This is a genomic window from Alcaligenes sp. LTN-3 (genome assembly GCF_059735605.1).
The window spans coordinates 609,568-634,929 of sequence record NZ_JCAPDN010000003.1 but is presented as its reverse complement, the minus strand read 5'-3'; the positions used below and the strand labels follow the sequence as shown (position 1 = coordinate 634,929).

18 protein-coding genes are annotated in these 25,362 nt (G+C 47.0%); all 18 read right to left on the bottom strand.

Features of this window, described 5'->3' with window-relative positions:
• Nucleotides 1–13 precede the first annotated feature (13 nt).
• Nucleotides 14–1,099 carry a CgeB family protein gene (locus AC6I6N_RS15795; RefSeq protein ID WP_108728415.1) on the bottom strand — a complete coding sequence of 362 codons (1,086 nt, stop codon included), beginning with the start codon at nt 1,097–1,099 and terminating at the stop codon, nt 14–16.
• Entirely contained in the window at nt 1,096–2,412 is a 1,317-nt protein-coding gene (locus tag AC6I6N_RS15790; RefSeq protein ID WP_497943636.1) for a glycosyltransferase family 4 protein, read from the bottom strand. The genes AC6I6N_RS15795 and AC6I6N_RS15790 overlap by 4 nt, the downstream gene beginning before the upstream one ends.
• A 5-nt stretch (nt 2,413–2,417) precedes the next feature.
• Nucleotides 2,418–3,398 (bottom strand): polysaccharide deacetylase family protein, encoded by a 981-nt coding sequence (locus AC6I6N_RS15785; protein WP_497943635.1) that lies wholly within the window; start codon nt 3,396–3,398, stop codon nt 2,418–2,420.
• On the bottom strand, nt 3,395–4,225 hold the full coding sequence (locus tag AC6I6N_RS15780) for a polysaccharide deacetylase family protein (protein ID WP_497943634.1): 831 nt from the start codon (nt 4,223–4,225) through the stop codon (nt 3,395–3,397). Before AC6I6N_RS15780 ends, AC6I6N_RS15785 begins: the two co-directional genes overlap by 4 nt.
• 156 nt (nt 4,226–4,381) lie before the next feature.
• Complete coding sequence (locus AC6I6N_RS15775) at nt 4,382–6,469, bottom strand: heparinase II/III domain-containing protein (protein WP_497943633.1); 2,088 nt, start codon at nt 6,467–6,469, stop codon at nt 4,382–4,384.
• A 303-nt stretch (nt 6,470–6,772) separates the two neighbouring features.
• Nucleotides 6,773–7,501: a 3-deoxy-manno-octulosonate cytidylyltransferase gene (kdsB, locus tag AC6I6N_RS15770; RefSeq protein WP_497943632.1), complete on the bottom strand. Its 729-nt coding sequence runs from the start codon at nt 7,499–7,501 to the stop codon at nt 6,773–6,775.
• Between the two features lie 16 nt (nt 7,502–7,517).
• Nucleotides 7,518–9,035: an N-acetylneuraminate synthase family protein gene (locus tag AC6I6N_RS15765; protein WP_497943631.1), complete on the bottom strand. Its 1,518-nt coding sequence runs from the start codon at nt 9,033–9,035 to the stop codon at nt 7,518–7,520.
• The gene (locus AC6I6N_RS15760) at nt 8,977–9,663 is read right to left on the bottom strand and encodes an inositol monophosphatase family protein (protein ID WP_497943630.1); all 687 of its coding nucleotides are present in this window, start codon (nt 9,661–9,663) and stop codon (nt 8,977–8,979) included. Before AC6I6N_RS15760 ends, AC6I6N_RS15765 begins: the two co-directional genes overlap by 59 nt.
• A gap of 50 nt (nt 9,664–9,713) precedes the next feature.
• A complete protein-coding gene (locus AC6I6N_RS15755) occupies nt 9,714–11,510 on the bottom strand; it encodes a hypothetical protein (RefSeq protein WP_497943629.1) in 1,797 nt (598 codons plus the stop codon).
• Nucleotides 11,511–11,660: 150 nt separating this feature from the next.
• Complete coding sequence (locus tag AC6I6N_RS15750; RefSeq protein WP_497943628.1) at nt 11,661–12,407, bottom strand: DUF6270 domain-containing protein; 747 nt, start codon at nt 12,405–12,407, stop codon at nt 11,661–11,663.
• Between the two features lie 34 nt (nt 12,408–12,441).
• Nucleotides 12,442–14,055: a heparinase II/III family protein gene (locus AC6I6N_RS15745; protein ID WP_497943627.1), complete on the bottom strand. Its 1,614-nt coding sequence runs from the start codon at nt 14,053–14,055 to the stop codon at nt 12,442–12,444.
• Between the two features lie 117 nt (nt 14,056–14,172).
• Nucleotides 14,173–17,541 (bottom strand): glycosyltransferase, encoded by a 3,369-nt coding sequence (locus tag AC6I6N_RS15740; RefSeq protein ID WP_497943626.1) that lies wholly within the window; start codon nt 17,539–17,541, stop codon nt 14,173–14,175.
• 26 nt (nt 17,542–17,567) lie between these two features.
• Nucleotides 17,568–18,833: a UDP-N-acetyl-D-mannosamine dehydrogenase gene (gene wecC / locus AC6I6N_RS15735; RefSeq protein WP_230019382.1), complete on the bottom strand. Its 1,266-nt coding sequence runs from the start codon at nt 18,831–18,833 to the stop codon at nt 17,568–17,570.
• A gap of 14 nt (nt 18,834–18,847) precedes the next feature.
• Nucleotides 18,848–19,969, bottom strand: coding sequence for a non-hydrolyzing UDP-N-acetylglucosamine 2-epimerase (gene wecB, locus AC6I6N_RS15730; protein ID WP_108728408.1), 1,122 nt, complete (start codon nt 19,967–19,969; stop codon nt 18,848–18,850).
• A 4-nt stretch (nt 19,970–19,973) separates the two neighbouring features.
• Nucleotides 19,974–22,691 carry a hypothetical protein gene (locus AC6I6N_RS15725; RefSeq protein ID WP_497943625.1) on the bottom strand — a complete coding sequence of 906 codons (2,718 nt, stop codon included), beginning with the start codon at nt 22,689–22,691 and terminating at the stop codon, nt 19,974–19,976.
• Nucleotides 22,692–22,716: 25 nt separating this feature from the next.
• Nucleotides 22,717–23,907: a KpsE/RkpR family capsule polysaccharide export protein gene (locus AC6I6N_RS15720; protein ID WP_203226723.1), complete on the bottom strand. Its 1,191-nt coding sequence runs from the start codon at nt 23,905–23,907 to the stop codon at nt 22,717–22,719.
• Nucleotides 23,904–24,566 carry an ABC transporter ATP-binding protein gene (locus AC6I6N_RS15715; RefSeq protein WP_108728406.1) on the bottom strand — a complete coding sequence of 221 codons (663 nt, stop codon included), beginning with the start codon at nt 24,564–24,566 and terminating at the stop codon, nt 23,904–23,906. Before AC6I6N_RS15715 ends, AC6I6N_RS15720 begins: the two co-directional genes overlap by 4 nt.
• Nucleotides 24,563–25,351: an ABC transporter permease gene (locus AC6I6N_RS15710; RefSeq protein ID WP_497943624.1), complete on the bottom strand. Its 789-nt coding sequence runs from the start codon at nt 25,349–25,351 to the stop codon at nt 24,563–24,565. Before AC6I6N_RS15710 ends, AC6I6N_RS15715 begins: the two co-directional genes overlap by 4 nt.
• Between the last annotated feature and the right edge of the window lie 11 nt (nt 25,352–25,362).

Here is a 25,362-nt window from a genome sequence, read left to right as displayed (position 1 = left end):
AAACAAGCGCACCCTAGAAGCCGACCACATCAGCCAACTCCTGGAGGCGATGCTCCCAAGTGTGGAACTGGCGTACATAAGCCGCCCCCGCCGCCGCACGCTCGCAGTCCTGTGCAGAGGGGCCTTGGCGCAGACGAGAAAACAATTCACTGGCCTGCTCACGGGAATGCACCACGTGGCAGAAATCACGAAAATAACGATCCACCGCCCGACCGGGGTTAGTCACTGCAATACCTCCGCTGGCCAGAATTTCCAGCAAGCGGCGTGAGCACATGGTGTCGGAGTCCGTGACCGAATTCACGTTCAGACACATTACATGCTCTTTGTAGATACGCCCGGTCTCACGGTGCGGCACCTGGCTATGCACCTGTAAATGCGTCGAGCGAGGAAAACGGAACTCAAGATGCCGAGACAGCCTGTCGTGATTTCTGTCATAGGCATTCAGATGCATTTGAGCATCCTCACAGGCCCCGAAAATCATGTCCAGAAAACGGCGACGTTCACTCAGGATACGGCGGTAATAACTGCCCGTAAAACACCCTTCCTTGCGCGTAAACCCAAAGCCCGTGAAATGATGAAACGCAGGCTGATACGGCATGCTCAAGGTGTTCACGGGCACATCAGGATTCAGGCGGGCGCGATAGCGCGGCAAGCAATCGCTATCGGTGGTGAACACATAATCAAAAGCCTTGGCTACATCAATGAAGTGTTCAAAATACGCCCCGTCGTCCTTGTTCCAGAACACCGTGGGCACGCCCTGATCTTTAGCAAACTGCACCAGCTTGTAAATCGTGCGAGGCGTACGCAAACGAATCAGTCGCGACTGCTTGGCCAGCTCGTAACGCCACGCGCCACCCAAGCCATGAAACACGGACTCCACAAAGAGCAGATCCGGCTTCCAGGAGGAGATGACCTCCTCATAATTGCGCGGGTTCAGAATACGGATAGAGCATTCGGCTGACAGGCAATCTGCCGTGAAGTAGTCCGAGACCAAGGCCACTTTCAGTCGCCCAAACTGCCCTGTAGGCTTGCCGTCTTCGCTGACGGTGGGGTGCGTATAAATACGAGCACCCAAAGCCCGGATTGCGCGGCCAATCATGAGTGAGTCCCGGCCGGCAAAGCATGCACCACAAAGTCCGCCCAACTACGACGCTGCGAGGCTTCTTCACGTGCCAAAGCACCGTCCTGCGCCAAGACCTCCGGCCCCGCCTGAAACGCCTCATCCAGCACACGGGCCAAGTCCTGCACATCACCTGCTTTAAAAAAGCGTACCGAACGGCACGACCCAACCTCATCCTTGAACACCGGCAAATCCGGCACCAGAACAGGTTTGCCCATCGCCATCGCCTCGACCAACTTGATGGGCGGCACAATGCGACACACTTCAAAAGGACGACGAGGAATACATACCAATGCAGCCTTGGCCTGCAAAGCACGGGCCTCTTCAGGCGAGACCCGACCAGCAAACAGCACGTGCTGTTCCATACCCAGACTTTGTACCTGGGCCTGCAACTGCGCGCGCGCCTCCCCATCTCCAATAATGGTCAGGGTTACATCCTTGCCACGGCCCACCAGGTCCGCCACAGCGTCGATCAAAACATCCAGCCCCTCATAAACAATCAGGGAACCAGCGTAGACAATGGTATTGGGCTGCACATCCTGGGCCGCACCAGGAATAAAACGCGAAGGGTCCACGCAATTGGGCATCAACCCCATACGTGCGGGATCCACGTTCCAGTGCTCGCAAGCGTATTGGCCCAACTGCTCGGAAATCACAAACAAACGGTCTGCTTGGCTGGCAACCAGACCTTCCAGCTCCAGCCCCTGCTTGAAACCTTGAGAGTCCCGGAACTCCGGCATACGGGAGGCCCGGCTCAACTCCCATAAGCCACGCATTTCATATTGAAACGGAATGCCCAACTGACGCGCAGCAATCAAGGCCGGCAAGGCATTGACGTGGTTGGAAGCAGCATGGATGACGGCGACGCGCTGCTTGATGGCTTCCTGGGCGATGGAGGCGGCAGCTTCGATGGCGAACTGCATCACGGGGCGCTTGTTGGAAGGATTGCGAGCATGCGCATATCGCACCCCATCCACCAGGGTTTCATCTTGCTCGGCATCCACCAATCTGTCTTTACGATCCCATGGATAACCTGGGCGTGTCAGCACACAGATATCCCCACCTGCCGCCTGCATGGCGCGGATAATCTCGTGGGTACGGGTGGTGTAGCCGCTGATGTGATACGGCAAGGCACTAGCCGGCACATACAGCACACGTCCTGGCACAGGCTCATAAGGTGTCTCACGGCGCTGACCGCGCCGGGTTTGCCGACGCACCGTAAACAAGGTCAAACGCCGGCTCAGAGCCATCCAAGGCTCACGCAACAGCCCACGCCATAACTTAAAGAGCATTTCCCTCAAGCCTTTTTCTGAATTTTATTATCCGGTTCTGCTTGAAGCTCTGCCAGCGACAAGTCCACCGTATCAGGCACAACAATTTTTCCGCGAGCCTTCAAGTCCAGAAACTCTGCCGTCGTAATCACGTCATAATCTTTAGTCAGACGGGCCAGCAGCTTGCGATAGCCTTCCATGCGGCTATCATCACGATATTCTCCCAAGCCGTTCTCGTCCCAGAACAGCAAGGACCAGGAGTGCAGCAGAAAGACAGCAAAGGAAGGGTTGCCGCTAAGGGTATTCAACAGCAACTGCCCCCACCAGGGACGGAAGCGGAAATAGCTGGACTCTGGGTAAGTAAGGCGAGCCCACCACTCCGGCTTGCCTACCTTACCTAGAATCCGTTTCTCGGTCATAGGCACCTCAATCACGCCATTGGACCAAGTAAAAGGCTTGTTCGTGGGTTTGCTATAAATGCACTGATTGTTATGCACGGCGCATACAGAATTGTTGAAGGACAAAGGAATACCCACTGCCTTCAGAGCACGAATCGTATCCGCATTCCAGCGGAATGAACCCGCACGATGCGCCAGAACCGGCTTGCCTGTTACCTCGGACATCAAACCCGCAAAGTACTTGAACACGAACTCGGCACGAGCCTGCTCGGTGTACTGGTTCATGTACTGTGGACGGTTCGACAAACCATGCTCTTTCCAGAAGCTGTCGGGCAAGTACTCCGGGTGCGTGTGCAGTTGCACATCCTGGCCTTGTTCATCCAGCCAGCGCACAACCTCTTTCAGCTCATCCAGACGCGAGTAAGCCCCGCACAAGTCCGTAAAGAACACATGCTTGACGCCGAACTCGTCACCGATCTTGCACATCTCGGCCACCCCGGCCGTACCTCTTGGAAATCGCCCCCAGATCAGACGATTAACGTGATCGTCAGAGGCGCGCTTGGGCAGTGCCTCTGTATCGACCGTAATCATTGCGTAGCGATCCCTCATACCTGTGTTTCTACCTGCTCTAAGTTAACTGTTCGCGAAAGACGGATTTTACCCCGCGCCTGCAGATCCAAAAAATCTGCTGTGGTGATCACGTCGTAGTCCTTAACAACTCGTTGCAAGAACAGGCGGTAGCCCTCCAGCAGACGGTCGTTGGTGTACTGGAAATGGCCATTTTCATCCAAATCCAGCAAAGACCAAGAATGCATCAACACCACCGAGACTTTGGGTAAAGACCACAGAGGATCCTTCCAGAAAGTCGTAGGCCGTGAACCATATTGAAAATAAGAAGACTCCGGGTAGGTCAGACTGGACCAGCGGTCCGGTTTGGCATCCAACACACCAGGGCTAAAGCGCTCTGTTACCGGGACTTCAATCGTGCCGTTGGACCAGGCGTAAGGCAAGCAATCAGGCTGGCCTGTTGGACAGCGCTTCAACAAGGCGGCCCGCATGGACTGGTTGAACGACAAGGGAATACCGACTGCCTGCAAAGCATGGATTGTGAGGGCATTCCAGCGGAAAGAACCGGCGCGATGGGCAAGGATGGGTTTGCCAGTGACGTCAGAGATCAGCTTGCCGAAGTGTCGGAAGACGAATTCGGCGCGGGCTTGGTCTTTGAATTGGTTCATCAAACCGGGACTGGGAGGCAAACGGTGTTTGGCCCAGAAAGACTTGGGCAAGGTTTCAGGATGGGCATGCAGTTGCACATCCTGACCTTGTTGATCCAGCCAGCGAACCGCTTCCAACATCTCAGATTGCTGTGTAAGCGTGGCGCATAAGTCCACAAAGAACACATGCTTGGCGCCGAACTCATCGCCAATAGCGCTCATCTCGCGGATGCCGGCAGTTCCCGTAGGGTGTTCGCCCCAGACCAAGCGTTGGACGTGCTTGTCCGACGCCCTGCGCTGAAGTGCTTCGGTGTCAACTGTCAGTAAAGCGAAACGATTTCTTGTACCCAAATCAACCACCCTGATTGAATGGCCTCATCAGAGCACCTGTACAGCTTTCATAAGTTTTCGTGTGTGATCCGATTTACTCCGTACAAACCCATGTACTTTCAACGTATTTATATCAACGCTATCAGGCACTTGCAGCTCTACCTGAGCACTAGGGCTGTACCACTGGACCTGGAGTTTCGACTCCCCGGACATGAGATAAAACGCGAATTCCACATCTCCCGGAAAACGATTTTTATTCACATGACATACTGCAGTCACGATTCTACCCTTGCGCACTGCAGTCACTTGTAACGAAGGTGCTTCAGTTGGCAAAAGAGATAACGTCTCAGCCACTCCACCCAGCCTGTCTCCCAAAGGGATAGGATGCCCGTCAACTACAAACACATTTTTCTGCAAGTCACACACAGGCAGTGCTTCGGTACGTGAGAACACCCACCAGACCGCCACGCGCTCCGTTGCAAACACAGACGACACAAGAGTCTTCTGTCCTCGTGAACCCGGTAAGCGCTGAATACTGGCCGCTGTCGTTATTAGTTGGGGGGACGTGATATGAAGCACATCGCCCATTTCACCGTCCACCAATGAAACACCTGTTTTATTCAAGGCCCAATACAACTCGGAATGCCCATGCCAATGCCAAGTCAACTGAGCAGGCGCAACCGTGTCGACTACATCGCAAATCACGACATGGCTCCCTGTAGGTAGCATCCAAACAGTTCGCTCCAGCTCCCTCACACCACTCTGCGGCTCATAACAAGCAGTCAGATCCAGCGTCAGCTTCATCGTCCTGCCCTCATCAACCGTAACATCAGGCTCTGACAGAATCACTGCCCGCTTAAAAACCTGGCCTTGGCCATTAATCACAGGGGTGTTATGAGCTGTAGGCCCAACGGTAAAATCGCGTTCCCTTGTTTGGGCATACTGTTGATAACCAGGATCATCAATCCACCAACGCTTACGCATCCCCAACACGACACTGCCACTATCCGTCTGAATATGGCCCATGGGTGAAACACTTGTAGCTATGACTGCAGCAAATTGATCGTCTGCAGGTCCTGAACGCATCACGGCAGCATGAGGAGTCCGCACCCACTCACCGCTACCCGCGCTCTCCCTTGTCTCCGCCCCATTCCCCATTTTGCGCCAAACGCGTAATGCGTCAGCACGTAAGCGCGATACATCCAGCTGGGCCAATACACTGTTCAGTCCTCCAACCAAGTCTTGTAGCTTAGACAACGCGGACCAAACAAATGGCATTTCAATAGGCTCTACATCCCCCAGGGGAGCTGTGCCCATCACATCACCCGGAACACCTAAATCAATAACTTGTTTACACCAAGCTCCGAAACACCTATGCCCAACGATACGTTCCTGAACTGACGATGGTTGCTCAAGCACCCAGTCCGCCACAAAGTCCAGGACATAGCCGTCGTAGGACACGCCCTCTGTCACTCCGCAAGCCCTCAACTCCAGAATAGCCATCACAATCAGATTCACTCTGATATCCAGCCGATCAGCAGACGCATGACCCGCCGCCCTGGCAGCCAGAGCCAGCATGCAGGTACCTATTACAGAAATATTATGCAAGCGCTGCAATGCAGACTCGTCCTGCAAAAGTTGTTGCACTGAGTCGAACTGAGCAAAACTAATATCTGAAAACCGCTGTACGTCATTAACGATGCGGTTCAAAGTCTGCCGCAGTAACTCCCGCAAAGGAGTGGTCACCCAACGCCACTGCGTCAACGCAGTCCAAAGAATACGCATGACATGCGAGCAAGGCAGGTCAATACGCGCTCCACAACGGAAAACTCGCCATTGCATTAAGGCGAGCAACTCACGCTCCACTTCGCTTCGGGCTTGAGGGTCATCCGTGGCCTCGACGTGCTCACCCAATGCGAGCAAGCGATCCTCCAAACTCCACAACAGCCAGATACTCCAAGGATATACAGCTGTAAATCCACGCACTGGGACACCGCTATCCATCAATCCAGTAACAGGCAATTGCACTGCCACCTTGCTACGAATACGGTAATACTCAATAGGCAAAAACTTATGGCTTAGTAGGCACCTTGCACGTATAGCGAGTTCTGTTGTTGCTCGGACCTTATAATTCATAGACGTATACCAAAAAAACCGATCAGCTATGACTGTCTGTAATTAATGAGCAAGAGCAATCGCCACACTCAAAAAAGGGGCAATTTACACTTAAATCAGTCAAGCATAGTTGTGCCCCCAGATTAATTAGTATCTTACTAAATAGCGCTCCATCCTAAATCCCGGAACAGAGGACCAGAACATCGTCTGGAACTCGAACCCCATAAGCAAGTCCGCATTTATAAAATTCACGTAGATTTTATAAAAAAGGCACAAACCCTCATAGACACAAGAAAAAAACAATAGTGAAAAATATTATGAAAATCATTCACCTTGACTTAATCTTAAAACAACCCGCTCAAGATCTTTAGGAGTATCAACAGATAATGATTCTGATTTTTTAACCCGTACCATTCTTATTTTCACACCTGCCTCGATAAATCTAAGCTCGTTTATATCTTCAATTTTCTCATTAACACCTTTCTCCGTCTCCGAGAAAAACTTTAAAGCATTTTTATTGTAAGACAGCACACCTACATGTTTATAATACCTATATTCTAAAGATGACTTGGGATATGGTATTGGACTACGAGAGAAAAACAAAGCATCATCAAACTTATCAACAACAACTTTGATATTAGAAGAGTCCAATAACTCAACCGGATCGCTAATTTCACACATCAAATTTGAAACAAAAACATTCTTATCAATAACCTCGGGAACAACTGAGTCTATATAATCTGGAGAAATTAATGGCTCATCTCCATTAATACATACATAAACATCAGCATTGATTTTCTGAGAGACCTCATACAACCTTTCGGTACTAGTGCCATGACTACTATTCGTCATAACGCAAGAAATATCATACTCTCTGCACACTTTTTCAATGCGCTCATCATCGGTGGCCACATATACTTCAGCTAATTTTTTTGCTTTTTTTGCTTGGGAATATACCCACCAAATCATTGGCTTTCCAGAAATCATTGCCAAAGGCTTTCCTGGAAATCTGCTCGAATTATAGCGAGCCGGTATTAATCCTATGGATATCATACTATTTTCCTAGTAATTATTTTTTATATTTATGGTGCTCACTTTCATTAACCTTCTTAGCCCCTGACCCCATTATCACTTCAGCCTCACGAATATTATCCACATATTCTTTAAAATCCGTAGTAGTAAGGTCTACTGCGACTGCATCAAAATGCGCCCACTCAGTATTTCCGAGCTTAACGTGTTTTTCTACCATTTTTGCTCCAGCAGCGACTGCCAATACTGAAGCCTTCCAACCAAAATCGTGGCTAGAGTAACCTGGAATAATTCTCGGGTTGTTTTTAGCAAGCTCAGCATAATGCCCAACGACAGCCACATTGCAATCTTCAATCGGTGTTGGGTAAGCAGAATTACATTGCAGAAGAAAGAGCTCTTTAGAATTCTTAAAGTTATTTAAAATGAATTCCTCATATTTCTTATCGGTCATCCCCGTGGATAAAACCAATGAACCCTTATAATTTTTACCAACAAATTCCAAATAATCTTTATGCTCAGAAATAGTAGATGGAAGCTTAACCATAGAAGCACCAACATCCATCATAAAATGGAACGACGGTTTATCCAAAACAGATGCAAACCAATTTAATCCTATTTCTTTACATAGTTTATCAACAAACGCAAAATCATCTTGCGACAATTCAAGTTGATATCGATAATCAGAAAACTTATCTCCATATGGAGAAACGTAAGGTGAATTCAGTTGATCTTTTGTATAAAAAGTATCAACATCTCTTTTTTGCAATTTAATAAAGTCTGCGCCTGCAGCCTTACTAGCCCTAATCATCCTTTCGAGACGAAGCCTATCACCAAAGTGATTTGTTGTTAACTCCGCAACTACTGAGACATTATAAGATATTCCTGTAGAAATCTTTCTTTCTATGCTGCTATTTAACTCAATCGGGGATAATGCACTAAATGTTTTATATCCCACATGATGAACATCTATATTCGCATTTCGCAAAAAATAAAGCGCATTTATATAATAAAATTCCTGGACAGAAATTTTGAATGATTTCTCCTCAGAGCGATGAGGAGAATAATCTTTCTCAATAAACTTGCTATACCCTGCGGATGGATCAAAATCAAAACCCACCATATATACATTTTGCTTCTTCCCTTTTATATCAGCCACCAGCATAGCAACTTTCAAAGCAGTCAAAAATAGCAGTTCCTCGATTGCTATATCAGAGCTCAAAAAGCGCTGCATCAACAGTTCAGAAGAAGCTTGAGTCAGGGGTATATAAGGCAAATATGCGACAGCTCTATCAGGGGGAGAAAACTCCTGACGAGATGTAATATAAAGCCTAGACCTATAACCTCCTAAACTTAGCCCTTTTTCGACCCATTCCTCATAAAATATAGAAATATCGGCAGGCGCAATTCTTTCTGAATCGTTTACTGCAATAACTAACGAACCCGCGTAAATTTCTGGCCTTACTTGATCAGCAGAAGCCCCTTTTCCAAGTATAAAAATATTATCGGTTGCGTATGTCGACGCGATATTTTCTATTTGGCTGCAAAAATCTTCCATCATAGAGCTCATCATTAACATATACCTCACAATTTTGTTCTAACGCAATCATTAAACCAGGCAACAAATCCCAGGCGTAAGCGCCTTTTGGATTAACAAATCTGGCGAATACACCAGTAGCAACATTATATAAATTATAAACAGCGCATCCCGTTATTCTAGATTCACTAGATTTTTGTATTTCTTTTAATATATCCTCATGAAACGATGATGACAGCCCTACAATTCTAGACTTCTTTTTCTCAATTTTCTGTCCGGTACAAAGCTTCTCATTTAACTCCGGCAAAAAGAGGAGACTACCCTGATGCTTTCCATCCTTCCACAGTCCAAGAGAAACTCCCCATTCTTTCAATCCAGAACAAAAATTCTCTGTGCCATCGATAGGATCCAACAATGCAATAGTGGCATTTGGATCGACATCTTCTAATGAATATGTTTCCTCCCCAATAAAAACCAGGTTCGGAATACTATCTTTCAAATAACCAGAAATCTCTTTCTCTATTAAGCAATCTGCTTCAGTAACGGGGCTATCATCCGCTTTATAGCTTATTTGATATCTTTTTTTATTTATCTCTGGCATTAATTTGAAAACCAAATCAATGACATCCTGAAAAATAACATCCACATTCATAATAGAAAATCACCTTTCAAACATGACGCTCAGTCTTACAAACAGAAAGCTCATTCAACAGTAAACCAGGCACTTGACGAACTTTTTCGAGTCACCCAGAAAACATTATAAAACACCAACTCTTCATTCATAGGGAGCCGCAAAAGCAAACGAAAATGGCTTACACCGTCTTGAAAAACTATATCTTTTGAATTCCCAGATTTAACACGATCAGTCGAGAATCTCTCACCATCCTTATATCCAATCACATATAAAATAGCACCTTCTTTTGATACCGATTCAAACCTAAATCGATACCGCTCTCCAATCTCCACCAAATGTGATTTTTCCGTTCGCTTCGCAGCAGATGCGTATTTTTCATTTAAACAAACGTACACATGACTATCTACATTTGTTTTTAGGATACAAGAACCATCTTTATTATCAAAAAAATCAAATCCTTTACCAGAAAAAATAGACCCATCAACTCTAATTGACTTTTGTAGATTTTCTATTTTTTTACTGAAAATAATAAGATCATTCGGTTCAATATGAAATCCTTGTCGCGTCCAGTTTTCTTCCTTACCTGACTCTTGAACATACTTACCTGGAAGCATAAATGTTCTCGGATGGCTTTGAAGGGAATAATCAGCAGAATTTGCACCATATCCAACACCTGGTTTTCTAGCAAATCTAGCAACGTACATAGAGTCCGTTAGAAAATTGGTTATAAAAAAATCTGTCTTTATTGCCAGTGAAATTTTTTCCTTTGCATTAAACCCAACGGTATTAATTATTTTAATATCGGGAAACAATAACTTTATTTTTTCTGCAAACTCATAATCTATCAACCCAAAATTCTTTATATAGGATTCTCTATCAACTTCTTCCCAGCTAGTTATTCCATCTAAAATCACACACAGCGGTCCCTTTTCTTCTTTATAGGATTTTATTATCTTCTTTACCCCCTCCTCCATCTCAACCCAAGATCTTTTTTCTACGCAAATACTTAGCCAAATAACATAACAGTCCTCTGGTAACTCCTTGCTTAACAATCCATATTTTTCACATGACTGCTCAGCGATCCATTCTTCATACTCTCGATCAAGCCTTGGGTCCAAAAACACAGCAAAAGGAGAAAAAAAAGAAAAACCGGAAAGAAGTGAATTTAAATTTAAATCATTTTTATCGCGAAAAATATTCTCTTTCGAGTTATTTATTATAAAGAAGCTTCCTTCCTTAAGAAACACAGTCTCATTTTCTAGGCAGTCATCTAGCTTTATTGTTGAATAATAAGCCCTCACTAAGTCAACAAAAAAATGATGAGGCCTATTATAAGAAAGTAGAAAGGTAATTTTTTTCTTTGAGAAGCTTATTTTTTCAATATTCTTACAAACAACATTAAAAAACTCTATCGCCAAAGACTTCAAAACCCTTTTATAAGGATTAGAATCTATTTGGGAAAACCATACAATCTTAGCCTCACAAGGGAACCAAATCCCCAGCGTAGTAGAGTGTCTTTGAATCAGCCAAAAACTTTTATTGTTATTTTCAAAAAAATTGAATACAAAATTATCAGACGCCAAAGACAACATCACTCTATAAGTGTTATCACCCACAGGCAAAATCAAATTTTTAAATAAAAATAAAAGCTTTTCTTTGTCGCCAAGAGCTTCAACAACCAACTCAATAAAATCTCTAGAAATATATTTAAAATTCGCAGGATCAATAGCCCTAGCATCCACAAAATTGGAGCTTAAACACCAGGACACCAACTCGTCTTCATTGCAAAGAGTTTTTTTTATTTTTTCCAGCGGGCTATCTTCTTCAATTCCTAAACAACTGTATATCTCTTTTTGATACATCATCACCGCACCTTATATTCTCTTATTTGAAAAACACAGCGCTTTATCAACAATAAATATTTAGCTATAGACACTGCAAGCCACTTCATCAAAGTCATATAGCAATCACAAAAAATATCTCTATTTACCAAATAGACAGGCTACAGTCCTTTATCACATGCAGGTATCACTAAATTTTGAAATAGAAGAGAGAGCATTTATATAATAATCATCCACATAATGGAATGGTGCGGGTCCCCATTTATGAGTCAAATTACCTACCAAATACTTAGAATCAGCATACATTACCTGAGAGGACTCAAGATCCACAGCCGCCCTTGAATAAAGTTTATCCAAATACAAATTAGCAGCAGCCGTCTGTTCCGGAGTAGCCCCCCAATCTGGCTGAGTTCCGTCTGAGGCCACTTCTGCCCATCTAACGCCATTAAGCAAAACACTTTTCCTTTTGCCCAGGCTATCCAATAACTCAATAAATCTCATCCATCCATACACCCACAGCTCATAATGCTCATCGCTGCCCGTCTGAATACCACGTGCACGAGCCTCTTTACGATCAAAGCCCGATTTGCGCAACTCATTTGATAGAGTACATACCCCCCCATTTGAAAACTTTCCTAAATTAAATCGCTCGTCTATAAAGTCTACTAAAAGGATATCGAATTTTGTATCACGTACAATATCCGGCCATTTTTTATTTAAATCAGCATTAACAAGACGGGATTGAAATTTAGAAGGATTATTCCCAGACCATTTATCTTGAACTTTCACGGTTCCGAATGCACTCGCAAAAGAAGAACGGCCATAGTATCCAGCTAATTGATATTTCTCATTTTCCATCACCCGAAAAATATCCCTACTGACACAACTACCTAAAATTAAGACCCGTATACATTGATCCATATCTCTTCACCCTTAGAAACTCATAACCAAGAATCTATTTGAACTGAAAATTAAACTGCATTACATCACCTTGAAATGGCCCAAAAACTAGTGATTGAGAATCCTCGATCTTATTCATGCTCACACTCGTCACGCTGGGGAATTTTTGCTTGAAGCCTTGATAAGAAGTAACAGGGATCCCAGTGCTTAGCAGAGAAATGACCATTTTTTTTCGTTTTCCAAGAATGTGCACCTCTCTATTCTGTATTTCCAAAAGCTTGTCCTTCGGAAAGTGAAAAATCCAATACCGTGGCATACCCGCATACCCCGTAAACCTATCTCGAATAGAAAAGGAATCCTGGTCTCTGACCATAAGCTCCCGCTCTACTGAACCCGATTGATACATTGCCGTCTTAGCTTTCACGGCGTAAGGATAGCCAGGTACATCAATTTTTTTCATGGATGCAAACTCGGGGCCAAAGTTGGTCCGATCAATCTTTGCTCCAGAAATAAAAGGAACGTTATGCGCCCGAGCAGAGCGCATATAAACCCGTATGGGGTCAAGCCTGTTATGGCTGTATAGTCCGGAGTCGATCAACCAATCCTCGCCATAAGCATGGACGAGAACATTCAAATCATCATCCTGCCGATGATAAGGGCTCAAAAACCCGCTTTTCATCACAATATGAGTATGGCCAGGCCAAGCTCTCCAAGAAGACCGATAGGCAGCGTAGCCAGACTCTTCATACACAGCGAAATTACCCATCGGTTCGACGCCTTCTCTCCCTCCCGTCGACACCCACTCCACCAACGGAGCGCTGGGCATATCTGCCAATTCAGGATGAACGCTTGGTCGATAGCCAGCGCTATCGCCCATATACGCCAAGAAACGATCCGGTCTAGTAATCCAGATCAAAAACCTAAGGGCTTTGTCAAAATGTTTATCGAAGTCTGCGCTAACTTGGCCAGATGCATGCAATAACCGTCGTGCTCGAAGCATATTGCCAATCATGCCAAAGTGGTAAGACGGGCTATTTTCAACATGAACGCCCTCATCCGTGAAAGCGAAATGAATTTCGTCAGCGAGACGAGCTAACCCTAATTTGCTCCAAGAGTTTGCTGATTCGGCTTTAGGAAAAGCCATGGCTGCAAGGATGAGAGAAAGCGCTTGATCAAAGCCATGATTTGTATGTTTCGAGTAAAAATCATCTCGCATCAATACATCTGCATGTTGTGTCGCAAGCTCGATGTAGTCAGACTGAGGAAACTGTAGCGCCATCCTCGACAAGCGATCAAGACGTAATGCTGTGGCATGATCATGCCAAGGGAAGTCGTCGTAGACGGAAAACTCAGAAAACTGTTCTTCCCACGACTTCACCAAGCCTAATAAGGCATCATATTTACCAGTACAAAGCAAAGGATCCAGAAATAAAAATGAATGGAGAGTCCATCTCCATGTTCTATTTTCCTGAGGCCCGCAGCTCCAAACATCCGAGCCAATAGAAATATCCCCAAAGGTTTTATTTTCTATTATCCCATCCTCGATAAACCTCTGAGCCAGATAATCATCTCGATCTGTTTTTTCAGGAAAAAATTTATTTAGCATATCATCCAACAAAAAACACAAAAATAGCGAAACAAGCCATTTTTTAAACGAAAGCAAACTCAATCAGTTTATCGAAAATTCGCTTTAACCTAAAATCATAAAATTAGATCAATAAAATAAATAATTCTATTTCACTTTACGAACCTAGAACTTTATTGAAAAAATAGAAATAGAAAAAAATCAATGTTTACCAATAGGAGAAAATAAGGAAATTTCTTGTTTAGCAATTAAATCGGCTGCACACTGCCTCCTGACTCGTTTTGCTGCTTCGATTGATTTCTCACAAAACTCATCCGGATACTGATATAAGCGAATTATTGCGTCGGCTAATCCAATTGCACTGTCTGGTTTAACCAAAAACCCACTACGCTCATCAACAAACTCCGGAATTGCAGTTATTGCAGTTGTCACGGGCACCAAACCAGATGACATCGCCTCATCCCTCGATACTCCTTGAGAGTCCATACGAGTGGGAGTCAGAAAGACTCCATATTCTTTATGTATTTGAGCAATTTCATGATGCGTAATAAATTTACGCTCAATACTTACATTAGAAAACTGACGAAGCGGCTCAACTGTCTCTTCAAACAACACCCCATCCCCAATAAGCTTAAACTCAAGCTCATCAAAAAAAGGCTGCTTAGACAACTCAAAAATAGCTTGAACACTGAGATCATTTGCATATTTTTTTGATGCATAAGGCCGAATAGATAGAATCTTCTTTCGTTGCTCTACATTCTTTTCTTTATAATCAAATAACTCAGCATCAATTGGATTATGAACAATACTGTACTTCTCTTTTGGAAGCCTTACCTTCAAATCCTCAAATACCTCTTCAGCGAAATAAGAAGACACAAAAACCACGTGAAGATTATCAGGTGGGTTACTGAACAACCTCTTCCAAAAACCAACCCTATTATCACTAAGCTTCTTCTGACGAGTTATTTCAGAATCATCCATTAACTCAAACTCAAACTCTCGCCGCCACCAAGCCTGAATTTCTGACCCATGCGCCCACACAGTAACTTGAATTTTATCTACGTACTTCTCTAAAACCTTCCACATGTTCTGATCCATGATATGGACTAAAACATGCTTCACCTGTCCGGTAGCAAGTGTTGCCTCCAACAAACGCGCATCACCTGTTGCAACATCAACATTCGCGAACTCTCTGTATTCCGCCGGCCCGTTGTGAATCTTATACATATCCACCAACTGCCCTGCCTCTTTATAAGCACGGATACGGCTATGCACAAATCCATAACGATATAGATCGTCATATGCTGGGTACTGTTTAGCAAGCACTAAATAAGGTGATTTCGTAATAACTGCGGCAGGTCTTTCCGCTGTACTACCTAGCACCAACTTTTCTATTGTTATTTCACCAGGCCCCTCAATGCGAAGACCAAAGCGAACCTTTGTACAATGCGCAGGTATCGCAAGTGCATGTTTATCCCCTGCCGGATTCATTTGGTAGGAGATTTTTTTTCCCCGTTTGTCCTGAAACTCAAAGACGGTTTTTATATTTATTAATTGCTCACAATGTAGATGAAACTGGCTATTAAGCACCAAATTCAGATCCTGACGAACTCGTGCATTTCTAGAGTACAGATAAAGGTGCTGACCGGGTTCAAGTGTAGACACTAACCGTATCTGTCCATCAACAATAGAAAGCGTCACACCCTCCTTAGACGGGATCCACTCCAGTAGCTCTTGCGCGCCCAGCTGTGGCAGGCTACTGCTATCGTCTGCATCCTCCTGCGAAAATGCTGGCAACCCCTCCGCAACAGCTGCCAGATGATTGCAGAAAGACACACCTTGATCTAGTAGCATTAGATCCATGGCTACTGCCCTGCTTTGATCAGACAGGGCTGACCCATGAGCGATGTAATTGAACTCGTCAATCGCCAGCATTCCAGGAACCTGGATATTGGCCTGCCCTGGATTCAGCCAGGAACGTGCCACTTGGTGATGTTTCCACGCTGAACCTCGCACCAGTGCAGCACGTAAAGGCAATATGTCTACTTCTCGGTACTGATGCGAATCCCCTAGCAGAACGGGGACACCATCACGGGCACAATAATGAGCTGATTTCCCGAAAGCCGAGGCTGTAGTATAGGTACTTGCCAAGGCTAAATCCGTCAGATAGTGCTCTCCATAATAGTCATCAGCATGCATTTCACCTATCAAATCATCTTTCGACAATGACATAGTGGCTTGGAAGGCATCCTCGAGAACGGAGTAACAAGTAACACCCTCAACATTCGCCACACCCTCTGGTGTAACGAGGTACAACTGCTTGTTCTTATAATTTTGGCGCTGAAAAGAATCCAGAATCCGCTGCTGTTCCGACCCATTTTTTACTTCAGCAAGTAGAACAACTAAAGGCTGATGAACAGCAAATTTCTTTCCCGTCAGTTTAGCTTGGATATAGGCTAAACGCTGAGCATAAGTATGCTCAGTCATCACCTTGCGTAAACCTAGAAGACGCAGCTTACGATAATGCAGCTCATCACTAATGATTGGCCGCATACGTTCAGCAATTTGCTCTTGATTATCTGAAGATACAACGAGATCCCCAAAAAGCAGGCGAGTGCCACGGGAGAAATTTGAAACAACAACAGTATTGGAAGCCAACAACTCAAATACCCGTCGAGCAAACATCGTCTGCGACTGCTTAATGGTATTCATGTTAATACCGTATCGATAGCCCTTATATGCTCGATCAATTTCCGAAAACGGCAATTTGCCCAGAATCATCGGCTTATATTCATCGGGGAATGTGTAATGCGGATGTGGATTATCAGCGTTACGATCATAAATATCGACAGGCCGCAGGTCCTTAACAGCACCGATCAATGCGGCAAAATCACGCTGACGCTCTGGGTAGCGAAGGTAGTAGGAGCCGGCAAAGTTAAAAGCATCTTTACGATCAAAGATTTCAAGAGGATTATGCGTTTTCGGTTGGGCAGCAAAAGGTAGGAAATAGACACGATCGTGGCCTACTCTTGCCTTATATTTAGGCACACAATCGATGTCTGTTGTAAACACATAATCCACTTGCTTGGCCAAAGGGATAAATGTGCCAAAGTGCACAGGATCCTCTTTATTCCAAAACAAGGTAGGCACGCCATTACGCTTGCACCAATCAATACAAGCATTAATTTCCGGGCCATTTGTACTGATCTTCAGTTTCCAGAGCTGTTCAAATCCCTGCCAGGCTGACTCAATAAAAAGTATATGGGGTTTGAACTTTTCTAGCTGCTCAATACAGTGCTCGGGGTGCAACTGCAACAGCTCACACTCCGGGTCATAGGAGTGAAAAGTAAACTCATCCATCACCCCCGCCACACGCAGCTGCTTGACGGGTAAGCTAGCCAGCTCACCATAGCCTGCGGACGCACCTAAACGAGACTGGCATAAAGCCAGGTTCGCAGCAAAGAACTGATGCCCCAACTGCTCACCCAGCTCTTTGTACAGGGCCATCGCCTGTGCAAACTCTCCATCGCGAAATGCCCGCGCAGCACTACTTACTTTTGATTGCAACATATCAGCCTTTTCTGCCTTCCTAACGCTTATTCCGCAAACAAACCTACAACATCAATACACTGAGCATGCTTGCGGATTTCAGCAACTTGCTCAATGAATGGACGGTGTTTGACAAGAACGCAGACGACGTCAGCATCAGCCAGCGCGCTACCCAGAGCGGACAGCTCAATTCCAGTGCCTTGTAGCTTGGCGGGCAATTCTTTGATGTTGGGTTCTACGGCGTGTACTTTGCATCCCAGGCTGGCAATCTTCTTGGCAACACCAACAGCAGGGCTTTCGCGCAAGTCATCAATATCGGGTTTAAAGGCCAAGCCCAGGCATGCCACTTTAATGTCTGCCATGCGTGCGTCAGGACGCAGCGACAGCACTCCGGCAATAGCGGCTTTGACTTTCTCCACAACCCACTCAGGTTTGTAGTCGTTGATCTCGCGAGCCAAGCGAACAATGCGGGCCTCTTCAGGTGTTTTGTCCACGATGAACCAAGGGTCCACAGCGATGCAATGACCACCCACCCCGGCACCAGGCTGCAAAATATTAACGCGTGGGTGACGGTTAGCCAGGCTGATCAGTTCCCACACATTAATATTCAAGCGATCACAAATCAGGGACAGCTCGTTGGCAAATGCGATATTGACATCGCGGAAGCTGTTCTCGGTCAGTTTGCACATTTCAGCGGTACGGGCATTGGTTGGCACCAAAGCACCTTCCACAAAGATCCGGTACAGCTCGGTAGCCATCTCGGTGGCTTTTTGTGTCATGCCACCAATGACGCGGTCATTACTCACCAATTCATGAACAACACGACCTGGCAAAACACGCTCTGGGCAGTAGGCAACCTGAATGTCAGCTTCCTCGCCTGCTTGCTGAGGGAAACTCAAATCAGGACGGGCCTCGGCCAGCCACTGGGCCAACTGCTCAGTCGTACCCACCGGGGAAGTGGACTCCAGAATGACCAGATTGCCTTTGGCCAACACGGGCGCAATGGCTTTGGCTGCATCGGCGATATAGCTCAGGTCAGGTTTGTTGCCTTCCAGGAACGGAGTGGGGACAGCAATCAAAAACGCGTCAGCGGGTTCTGGCGTCAGCGTAGCGCGCAAATAGCCACCGTGCACAGCAGCCTGCACCAGCATATCCAGTTCAGGTTCAACAATATGAATCCGGCCCTGATTAATCGTATCGACCGCGTAAGCATTCACATCAACGCCAATGACCTTCTTGCGGCGGGAGGCAAATAATGTGGCAGTAGGCAGGCCAATATAGCCCAGGCCGATCATGGAGAGAGTTTCAAACATGCTGGTTTTCCGAATCAAGAGATCAAGGTTTTTAGAATTTCGCTAATACGGGTGGCGGCCTTGCCGTCCCCATAGGGGTTGTGCGCCCGCGCCATACGCTCATATTCCGCAGCGTCATCCAGCAACTGCGTGGCAGCGCTAACAATGGCGTGTGTTTCTGTTCCCACCAAACGCACCGTTCCTGCATCCACGGCTTCCGGGCGCTCGGTTGTGTCTCGCATCACCAATACCGGTTTGCCCAAAGAAGGCGCTTCTTCTTGAATGCCCCCGGAGTCAGTGACCAAAAGATCACAACGATCCATTAGGTAAACAAAGGGCAAATAATCCAATGGTTCGATCAAATGAACGTCGGAAACGTCGGATAAGATACGACGTACTGGTTCCTGAACATTTGGATTCAAGTGCACGGGATACACCACCTGCACATCGCCACGAGAGGCAATCTGGCGCAAAGCCAGGCAGATGTTTTCAAAACCAGAGCCAAAGTTCTCGCGACGATGCCCCGTCACCAGAACCAAGCGTTTAGCTGGATTGATAAAAGAGAACTGAGCCTCAAAACGGCTACGCAGTTCCGAGTCCTGACGTACGCGCGCTGCTACATCCAACAGCGCATCAATGACGGTATTGCCTGTAATATGCACCGTCTTGGGATCGACACCCTCATGCAATAAATGAGACTGCGATTGCTCGGTTGGAGCAAAGTGCACATCAGCCAATACGCCCGCTTGGCGACGGTTCATTTCCTCTGGCCAAGGCGAGTACTTATTATGAGTACGCAGGCCAGCCTCTACGTGACCGACCTTGATCTTGGCGTAATAAGCTGACAACGCTGCAGCCATCGTAGTGGTCGTATCACCATGCACCAAAATCATGTCTGGTTGCCATTGCTTGTACACATCACGCATACCCAACAACACATTACTGGTGATGTCATACAGGTCCTGACCTGGCTTCATCAGGTTCAAGTCAAAATCAGGTTTGATAGAAAAAATATCCAGAACCTGATCCAGCATCTGGCGGTGCTGACCCGTGACGCAAACACGTGCTTCAAATGCAGAGTCGGCAGCCAAAGCCTTAACCACCGGAGCCATTTTGATGGCCTCCGGTCGTGTGCCAAATACAGTCAAAATCTTCATAAATTTACGTTGAGCCTTTAGGATAAACAGTTAATAAACAGGCGTCTTTCTCAAACTTGTATGCAGTGGATGTGCCCGCAAGCCCTTGAGCTTCTATATCTGCCAACCAACGTTGAGCGACTTGCTTTTCATCTTCGCGGATATAGTCATCCATCAAAAAATCAATATGGGCATTGGGGAAATGCTCCATTAACAAAGGACCTGCGGGGTATCGAGCTTGAGGGCCCGTAGCAGCCGGAGGTCCGTCCACAATCACTAAAATACGCTTTCGAGCAACTTGGCTTTGCTTGGCAAGTTTGGCCAAGGTACTTTGGCAGCTGTAATACGAATAGACTTGGCCATCAGCCGACTGCCAATCCTTGAGTGGTGCCAGTGTCAACTGCGCTGCCTGCTCCAACCCTGCTTGTTGGAGGTGCGCTAAGGTTTGCTCGTAATACGAATCCAAATGCTCGAAGGACACGAACTGGGTCTGTCGGGTATCACCACGTTCCGCCATCAACACCAATGTCTTAGCCACAATAACGGTGGACATGCCTGACCCAAACTCAATCACAAGGTCGTAGGGCTTAAGCACCAATTGCCGCATCAAACATAATGCAAAGTCAGCAGAGATTGGCCAACTGTGGGCCTCACTGTTAAATGCAGGTAGCACTCCAGTGGCAAAATACTCTTGCATCCCAACAAAGGACTGGAGCTGACGTACCGCATTAGCACTATTATTCTTAACCGCTGTTTCAATATGGCGACGAACACGGAGCAGCTCTTCAGATTGTTTTTTAAATAATTCCTCTTGTATTCCTGGAACTGCCGCGTCACGAGCGGCCAAGGACTGCACTTGGGCACTCAAGCGCTCTAGCAGATCTGTTTCACGCGCAGTCTGCGCCGACAATGATTGCTGTAACTCCAGTTGGCGTGCCTCCAGTGCGGCTTTACTCTTTTCCAAGCTCAGTTGCTCTTTAGCTTGCTGCAACAACTCCCCCTGACGCTGTGCGGCTAAAGCTATGTACTCATCACGAACTTGAAAGGCTTGACTCAATTGAGCCTGCAAAGACTTATGGTCTGTTCGCTCCACATTGATTTGCTGCCTTGCCTCATCTCGTTCCTGCGTTATTGCCTGAACTTGAGATTGCAACGCATGCACTTCATCCAAGCGCTGAGCAGCAAGCACAACCAATCCATCACGGGCCTCCCTTAACTCCTGCACTTGCACAAGCAAAGAGTCCTTTTCTTCCTGAGCATCCCGCAGTTGCACCCGAAATTCCTCACACTCTGCGACTGATTCCTCTAACTGCACCAGCAGGGACTCAACCTCCTCCAAACGTTGCTCTGCAATTACAAGTGACTCATCATGAGCGATACGCAAAACTTGAAGCTGCGACAAGGCTTCCTCTTTCTCGCGGTGGTGCATCTGCAGCTCATCCTTAAGCTGCTCACATTGCTGGGCCATATCCGCCAAGCCACCTTGCACAGTGACACATTGTTCAAACCATTGCCCTGCTTGTGCCTCTTTGTCCTCCAGAGCTTGCCTGATCCGTTTCAGATCAGCTTGCAAACCCACGCACTCACGTTGCGTCTGTAACTTCAACTGTTCTTCTTGCTCCAGCTCACGCTTCAAATCCGCTACTTGTTTGAGTGCAGCCTGCGTATTGTCCTGCTCCTGACGTATGAACTGTCGCTGTTGATCTTCTTGCTGGCTTCGCTCTTGAAGGGTTTTCTGATGATCCTGCTGTAATCGCTGGATCTGTGCTCGCAATGCTTCAACTACTACAAGTTGCTCTTGTTTTTCTTGATTCAGACGCTGCACCTCATCGCGCACGCTAGACAGCTGTATTTCTTGCTGTTTAAGAGTACTGACCATTGCGTTGCGTGATTCAGCCAGCTCCGCCCACTGACGCTGCACCGCCACATGCTGCGCCTCAACATCAGATACAGAGCGGACTTGATCTAAACGAAACTCTTTCGCCTGCTTCAACAAACGATCGCGTTGACGCGCCTCAGAGTCAGTAAAAGACACATCCTCGGGTAAGAGCGCCAAGAGTGCTTCTGCCTCAAGCAAATCACCAGACTCATGCAATCGAAACGCCAACCATTTTTGACGGAACCCACGTGGCTCCAACGCAAAGGCCCGGCGCGCCATCGCCGCAACCAAGGTTGGTTCAGCCGTCATATAAGTCCGGGCTACAGCTGTCCACGCACTGGCTTGCACACTTTTTGAAACTGAAGCCTGACTCAGCAAGGATTCGACTTGAGAGTCCCCCCCTTGCTGATACGCCTGAATAACTTTGTCGAAAGATTTCCCACCCAGCGCAGCAGGAGGCTGGGTGCGACGATTTTGACGCCAAGCCTGACGCAAACGCCCCGGCACCGAGATCAACGAGCCTGTAGACTGCACACCCTCAATCAAAATGTCGCCAAGCTGTTTAGCTAAAGCATATTGAGTCTTTAAGTCATGTAGCTGGGTTTGCACCCTAAGCAGGCACTCCAAGCGAACACTTTCCGCCTGAATCTCGATAAGCCGCACGTCCACAGGTGCCACATTAATAACTGTCGGCTTCAAATCACGCCCAGCTGCTTGGGGGTGGTCATACAAACGCCCTAACTCCTCCTGCACGACTTGCAGTTGATCAAACAACAGCCGGTTCTCCTCTTCCAAACATTGTGCATGCGTGGATACCGGTTTCTCATGACCTAATTCAGAAGGCACAACAGGTGAAATAGACATTTAAATGGGCTTCCTATCTTTCTTATTAATCCACATGGTCCAAGACAATGCTCTTGAGCAGCTTCAAAATCCCGGCCAGGATCAGCGCCAACAGCAAAGTCACCAAGGTGTTGTACAGACGACGCGGCTCCATCGGATACTCGGGCAAGGTGGCGGACTGCAGCACAGACACTTTCTCCAACATGCGAGTGGCATCAATCCTGCCTTTCTCCAAAGCAGTTAAAGAGGATTTGTAGAGCTCTTGTGTGAACTTCACATTCATATCCAAGCGATAAAACTCTTCTACATAGGCATTCAACGTGCCGCCGGACGGCGTCGCCAACTTCAGCTTTTCTTGCTTAATTTGCTCGTCCACTGCTTTCAAAGACTGTTTAAGCATCAGAATATTGGGATGGTCACGATCCAATGACTTGGGCAAAGAGGCCAATTGGGTCTGCAACTGAGCCCGCTGCCCTTCCAAGGCAGCCACAATCGCATTAATACTTTCTGCTGTGGCTTGAGGGGACAATAAACCAGCTTCATTCTGGTAGTTCAGCAAGTCCTGGCTCGCTTGTTGAAAACGCTCCTGAGCCTGGTCAACCTGAGTAACCAAGAAATCGACCTGAACCTGGGCCATTTCATGGCCCAAGACGTTCATATAACGCTCGCCTTCCTTAACCAGCAGCTCCGTAATCGCCTGAGCCATCTCGGGGCTATAAGCTTGGACCTTGATGCGCAACACGCCAGAGAAATCATCAAACTCCACTTCGACACGACGCAGGTAATGACGGTGAAACCACTCTAGCGACGCATCCTGGAACCACATCCGCGACACCAGATCATGATCCGAGGAGCTGTAATGCGTACGTAAATCCAAAGACTGATCGAGCTTTTTAAGCATGTCCACGGACAACAAGTAATCACGCAACAACAACTGGTTCGCGCGATCAACAGTAGCCACACCCGATACCAACATCCCTAAGTCAAAAGAGGGGGCTCCTACCGAGTCTGTCTTTCGGATAATGACGTTAGCCTCGGACACATAGCGGTTCGAGGCAAAGATCAACCAGTACGCCGACGTCAAAACAGCCAGGATCAGAATCACACGTACGGCATAATCAAATAAGCGCAATGAAAACCACGAACGCAGGCGAGCTCCAAAGGTAGGTTTCTTTGAAACGGCTTGATTAGAAGCGGTGCTAGCCGCCTGCGTAGTGACTTGAGGTGTATCTGTCATTTTGGAAGCGAATCCTTGTAGGCATTGAGCGCATCGTCAATCTGGTCAAACCAGTGCGCTCGTCCTTGATGCAGCCAGACACCCGCCTGGCAAAATTGTTTTAAGGTTTTATTGTCGTGAGCCACCATGATCAAGCCCGCGCGATTGGTCATGGTTTTAAAGGCGTCCGCGGCTTTTTTACGGAATGCCGCATCACCCGCTGCCGTCACCTCGTCCGAGATGTACACATCGAAATTAAAGGCAAACGACAACGCAAACTGAAGGCGGGAGCGCATTCCAGAGGAGTAGGTATAGACCGGCTCCTCAAAAGCTCGACCCAGTTCAGAAAAATCTTTAATAAAAGCCAGCCGATCTGCCAGATCTTCTTGATGACCATGTACTCTGCACACAAACTTGGCGTTTTGGCGGCCGGTCAAGGTGCCCTCCAACCCCCCGTTACCCATGGGCCACGACACCCTGCACATACGCTGCACCGTTCCCTTATTGGGGTGATCCACCCCACCGATCAAGCGCAACAACGTAGATTTCCCAGCACCGTTAGAGCCAATCAAACCCACATTTACCTTGGGTGGGATTGTCAGGTTGACCCCTTCCAACACCCAACGGCCCACACCATGGGCGGTCTTGTAGCGCTTATAAACATCCTTGACGACGATCATTTCATCACCAACTGCTGTGTAAAGCGTCTATACAAAACCAGGCCCAGAAACAAGCTGACCACCCCCCATAGGTACAGGTATCCCATGCTGACGCCAGGCACCATGTGGTAGTAATTCGCAAACCCTTTACGCACCAACTCCAGTCCATGCACCAAAGGATTGAACAAGAGCAGATCCCGATAAGGCTGGGGAACAGCAGAAATCGGCATGATGACCCCAGAGATCAAGTACAACGGCATCATCATGAGTTTCAATATGTGCTCTGTCTCACGAACCAAGGCCATCAAGACAGAGGCCACCAAGCCATAGCCCACACCAAAAAGCCATAACCCAAACATCGCCATCAAAACCTGCAAGGGGTCATCAGGCCGTACGTCATGCCCAAGCAAGGCTGCTCCCGCTAAGATAATGGCGGACACCAAGGTCATCAAAAATGCTTCCAAAACACCTCGTGCGACATACGTGTCAAAGGGATGAACCTGCCTGTAAGCAAACAACGGCTTATTACTATCGGCAGCGTGCATCACCTGCATCGCCGTACGACGAAACATAAAAAACGCCAACATCCCCACCACAATCCAGACGGTCACATCAATACCACCAACCGTACGCAAGCGAATCACCGTAAAGATGAATGTGACGAAACTGATATGCAGCACCGGCTCCATCAACAACCAGAACCAGGCAGCCCGCATATCAAACAGACGGTCCAAGGATTCGCGCAAAAGCAGCGCCCGCCAGACCGACCAGGTGACGGCCATGGGGCTGCGCACCTGATTACTCATCTCGACCTCTA